General features: G+C 43.1%; 6 protein-coding genes. All 6 read right to left on the reverse strand.

Annotated features, from left to right (window positions below; genetic code table 11):
• Positions 1 to 263, reverse strand: a 263-nt coding sequence (locus tag B4F08_RS07640; protein ID WP_291374019.1) for an ATP phosphoribosyltransferase regulatory subunit, incomplete at its 3' end; no start/stop codon positions are given.
• Positions 264 to 266: 3 nt separating this feature from the next.
• Positions 267 to 1,388: a flavodoxin-dependent (E)-4-hydroxy-3-methylbut-2-enyl-diphosphate synthase gene (gene ispG, locus B4F08_RS07645; RefSeq protein WP_291374020.1), complete on the reverse strand. Its 1,122-nt coding sequence runs from the start codon at positions 1,386 to 1,388 to the stop codon at positions 267 to 269.
• Positions 1,389 to 1,406: 18 nt separating this feature from the next.
• Complete coding sequence (locus B4F08_RS07650; protein ID WP_086210454.1) at positions 1,407 to 2,183, reverse strand: helix-turn-helix domain-containing protein; 777 nt, start codon at positions 2,181 to 2,183, stop codon at positions 1,407 to 1,409.
• Positions 2,174 to 2,974, reverse strand: coding sequence for a type IV pilus biogenesis/stability protein PilW (gene pilW, locus B4F08_RS07655; protein WP_086210455.1), 801 nt, complete (start codon positions 2,972 to 2,974; stop codon positions 2,174 to 2,176). The genes B4F08_RS07650 and pilW overlap by 10 nt, the downstream gene beginning before the upstream one ends.
• Before the next feature lie 16 nt (positions 2,975 to 2,990).
• On the reverse strand, positions 2,991 to 4,226 hold the full coding sequence (gene rlmN / locus B4F08_RS07660) for a 23S rRNA (adenine(2503)-C(2))-methyltransferase RlmN (RefSeq protein ID WP_004697671.1): 1,236 nt from the start codon (positions 4,224 to 4,226) through the stop codon (positions 2,991 to 2,993).
• 122 nt (positions 4,227 to 4,348) lie between these two features.
• On the reverse strand, positions 4,349 to 4,577 hold a 229-nt coding region (locus B4F08_RS07665; protein WP_291374021.1), incomplete at its 5' end, for a nucleoside-diphosphate kinase.

A 4,577-nucleotide genomic window follows, 5' to 3' on the forward strand; every position in this document is an offset into this window, starting at 1 on the left:
CCTGCTGTTCCTTCAGGACGCAAAGTCAAAGACTCAGGCGGATTACCTTTATCCAAGAAGGTGTACATTTCTTTTTCAACGATATCCGTTGCATCCCCAATTGAACGTTTGAACAAATTGGTCTGTTCAACAATAGGTAAACGAATTTGTTGGTAGCCATAAGCATCCATCAATGATGCGAGATGCTGTTCAAGACGTCTCCATGCAGAGGTTTGCGTAGGAAGAATGTCATTAAAACCTTTGATTGCGACTATTGAACTCATGATCTACTCAGAAAAACTTGTGCGAATAATCTCTTTAGCTTTAGCGTCTTCAAGATCGCTAACACGTTGACGAACCATCGCTTCGATTTCGTCAACCAACTGATTTGTGTCAATTAAATGGCTCTTTTCGCCATTACGATACACCAGTGAACGTGGACTTGCACCAACTACACCAATATCGGCTTCTTTGGCTTCACCCGGACCATTCACTTTACACCCAATCACCGACACATCCATTGGGGTACGAATATCTTCTAAACGTTCTTCTAAAGCCTGCATCACTGAAATCACGTTAAACTCTTGACGTGAACAGCTCGGACAAGCAATAAAGTTAATGCCATTTGAGCGAAGACTAAGTGATTTTAAAATATCAAAGCCAATCTTAATCTCTTCTTCAGGTTCCGCTGCCAAAGAAATACGCATGGTGTCACCAATGCCATCCAACAGCAAACCGCCCAATGCAATCGCAGACTTCACCGAACCTGTTCGATAAATCCCCGCTTCTGTTACACCAAGGTGTAAAGGATTATCAATTTGCTGTGAAAGTAGGCGATAAGCGTCCATGGTTAAGAACACATTGGATGCTTTCACTGAAACTTTGAACTCGTGGAAATCTAAACGATCCAGAATATCAATATGGCGCATCGCCGACTCTAGCAATGCCTGACCAGTCGGCTCACCATATTTCTTTTGAATATCTTTCTCTAGTGAACCTGCATTCACCCCAATACGCATAGAAATATCGTTATGGCGCGCCGCGGCTACCACTTCACGAATTTTGGCTTCAGAACCAATATTTCCCGGGTTAATCCGTAAACAGTCCGCCCCCAAGTCTGCAACACGCAGTGCAATCTTGTAATCAAAGTGAATGTCTGCAACCAAAGGCACCGATGAACGCTTACGAATCTCACCAAAAGCTTCTGCCGCTTCCATCGTTGGCACAGAAACACGCATAATGTCTGCACCTACATCTGCACAACGCTGAATTTGTGCCAGTGTTGCATCAACATCACAAGTTTCGGTATTGGTCATACTTTGAATGCTGATCGGTGCATCACCACCGACATAGACTGAACCCACACGAATTTTGCGAGTAGGCTTGCGTTTAATTGGATTTACAATCATGGCTTTTCCTTGATCCCATTAACGTGACAAGCGGAAATCTGCTTTTCCACCGACGGTATATGGTGACAATGAAATACTTTCATTATTTAAGCTGAGTGACACAGCAGCCGCATCATCAATACGAATTTGAAAAGGGGTCTCTCCAGACAACTCAAGTGTTGAAGCCTGACGACCTGTTGCCAAAACTTTACCTGTTGAATCAACAATATGCACAGATGTTGGGCGATTGAACTCAAGTTTCAACTGATCCCCTGTGGTTGCAGCAGCGCCATTCATATTAATAATTTGAACATCTGATTCTGCTTGTTGAGCTGTCGTCTCATCAGCACCACCTGACCAATTTTGAATGACACCAAATAATGCTGCCAAAATGGCAATAACAACAATTGCAACTAGTCCGCGTTTCAACCACTTACGATTGCGGTCGCGATTAGAACCTGGCAATTTGCCCATAATTTTAATTGGCGAATTATTCAAAGCATGATTCGGCAGAAGTCCCGTATCATTGGCATAGATGTCATCGAAACGTTGGATAATCGTAGTTGCATCCACTTTCAGGTACTTCGCATAGGTACGATAGTAACCTTTAATAAACGTAGCTTCTGGAAGTGCCGTATATTCGTCCTGCTCAAGTGCAGTTAATGTCTTGAGTGGAATATTGAGCTCTTTCGAAACGTCGCTTAATTCACGTTTTTGTGCAATACGAATTTGACGAAGATAATCACCTGGACGCTGGATATTTCCTAAAGCATTGCTAGAACCATTCGATTGTGGTGAATTAGGATTTACTTCCATACGGCCTCAGTAGTGTACTGTAATTGCAAATAACGTTTGTATTCTTGACTATCTGGGTACAAGGCACGTAGCTGATTGACCAGTACTTGCGACCCCAAAGTGTCATGGTTTGCACGCGCAATTCGGATACCGATCCAAAGCGCACGCGCATCTAAGTTTTTCTCGCCAACGGCTCGCACAAATTGTTCATAATATTGTGTCGCTTCAGCGTATTGTTGGCGTAAATATAAAATTTCCGCCATTTCGATCATGGCAAGATAGGCATTTGAACTCACCTGTAGGGCTTGTTTAAAAGCAGCTTCTGCTTCGGCTACTCGACCTACCTGAATATACGCACGACCTAAATTTTCGAATGCTCGATAACGTTGATCATAGCCCAAAGTTGAAGCAGCAACTTGAAGTTGATCAATCGCGTCATTATAACGCCCAATTTGATATAAATACGTACCGTAGTTGTTACGAGCCTGTGCATTTTTTGGCTCAGTCGCAATGGCATGCTTGAAATAACGCTCAGCTTTTGCCACATTTTGCGGACTACCTTCGCGTTGTAACAGCACACCCATCATCATATTTGCAGATGCATCACGTGAGTCGATGTCTAAGGCCTGATCTAATGTACGTTTCGCCGTATCATAATCGTTTGACTTAATATATTCAGCTGCCAACTGAGTTCTAACTTGTACTGCTTTCGTCGGATCACCTTTCGTATTCACGGTTTGGCAACCCACTAAGTACCACACAGACACACCCAATGTCAGTGCAAGGTAAAGTTTAGAAACGGGTTTTTTCAATTGGCATCCCCTTATATTATCCTTGTGAACGTAGAATTTCGTTTTTCTCTGCTACTTTCTTTTTCCACTGCTCTGCACGACGAGTTCGATCCGCTACTTGGCCCACCAACTGTCCGCAGGCAGCATCAATATCATCGCCACGCGTTTGACGAATCGTACACACAAATCCCGCATCAGACAAAGTTTTTTGGAAAGAAATAATGCGGTTGCGACTTGAACGACCATAAGGCGCATGTGGAAATGGATTAAATGGAATTAAATTAATTTTACTTGGTAAGTTCTTCAACAATTTAATCATCTGCTGCGCATGCTCAGGATGATCATTCACCCCATCCAACATCACATATTCAATCGTGACATGCTTACGTGCACTTTCATTGCCATCTTTGGCGATATACCGCTGACATGCTGCAATCAATTGTGCCAATGGATATTTTTTATTGATTGGAACCAACTCATTCCGCAGTTCATCATTTGGCGCGTGTAAGGAGATTGCCAATGCAACATCAATATCTTGTGCCAATTGATCAATTTTCGGGACCACACCTGAAGTCGATAAGGTCACACGGCGTTTAGACATACCATAAGCAAAATCGTCTAGCATGATACGCATTGAGCTCAATACGGCATCATAGTTGAGTAATGGCTCGCCCATGCCCATCATCACCACGTTGGTTACCGAACGCTCACGCTCAGCTACAGGCACATCTTCCATATAAGAATAGTTTGCAACCCACAACTGACCAATAATTTCATCTGGGTTTAAGTCGCGCTGAAAACCTTGTTTACCCGTTGAACAAAATGAACAATCCAGTGCACAGCCGACTTGAGATGAGATACATAAAGTACGGCGTAAACCACTACGATGTTCAGCAGGAATCAATACAGTTTCAACTAAAGAGCCTTCGCCCTCACCGACACGAAAAACCCATTTACGGGTACCATCTTTAGAATAATTCTTATGCACCACTTCAGGTGCTTTAATTTCACACAACTTTTCAAGTTTTTCACGTAATTTACCTGAGATATTGGTCATCTCAGCAAAATCAGTCACAAAAAATTGGTGAATCCATTTCATCACCTGTCCTGCGCGAAACTTTTTCTCTCCCATATCTTCGAAGAATTTTTCAAGCTGCGGACGTGACATGCCAAGTAAGTTCACTTTCGCAACAGAATTTTGCTGTGCAGGAGCGGATGGAGATTGTTGCTGTTCAGCCGAAACTGTAGAGACAGCGACCACTTCAGTACTCATGTGTATTACCTAAACCATGTCTAACGATGAAAGGAGAAGCTCAATAAACGAGCAGAAATATATTCAGGGAATAAAAAAACCAGATAAGTATAATAACACTTATCTGGTTTGAATACTTCGAATTAACGAGTACGCGGAGCAATCTCAGTTTGAGCGAAGAAGTAGTTCACTTCACGATCAGCAGATGCTACAGAGTCAGAACCGTGAGCAGCGTTTTCGTCGATGCTTACAGCGAAGTCAGCGCGGATAGTGCCTGGAGCTGCTTCTTTAGGATTCGTTGCACCAAGGATTTCGCGGTGAGCAAGAACTGCGTTTTCGCCTTCAAGCACTGAAACAACAACTGGACCAGAA

Source organism: Acinetobacter sp. UBA6720, assembly GCF_002454215.1.
GTDB lineage: Bacteria > Pseudomonadota > Gammaproteobacteria > Pseudomonadales > Moraxellaceae > Acinetobacter.

Coding starts and splice junctions, on each gene's coding strand:
- ispG (WP_291374020.1), bottom strand. CDS start 1,388: ATGATTGTAAATCCAATTAAACGCAAGCCTACTCGCAAAATTCGTGTG.
- B4F08_RS07650 (WP_086210454.1), bottom strand. CDS start 2,183: ATGGAAGTAAATCCTAATTCACCACAATCGAATGGTTCTAGCAATGCT.
- rlmN (WP_004697671.1), bottom strand. CDS start 4,226: ATGAGTACTGAAGTGGTCGCTGTCTCTACAGTTTCGGCTGAACAGCAA.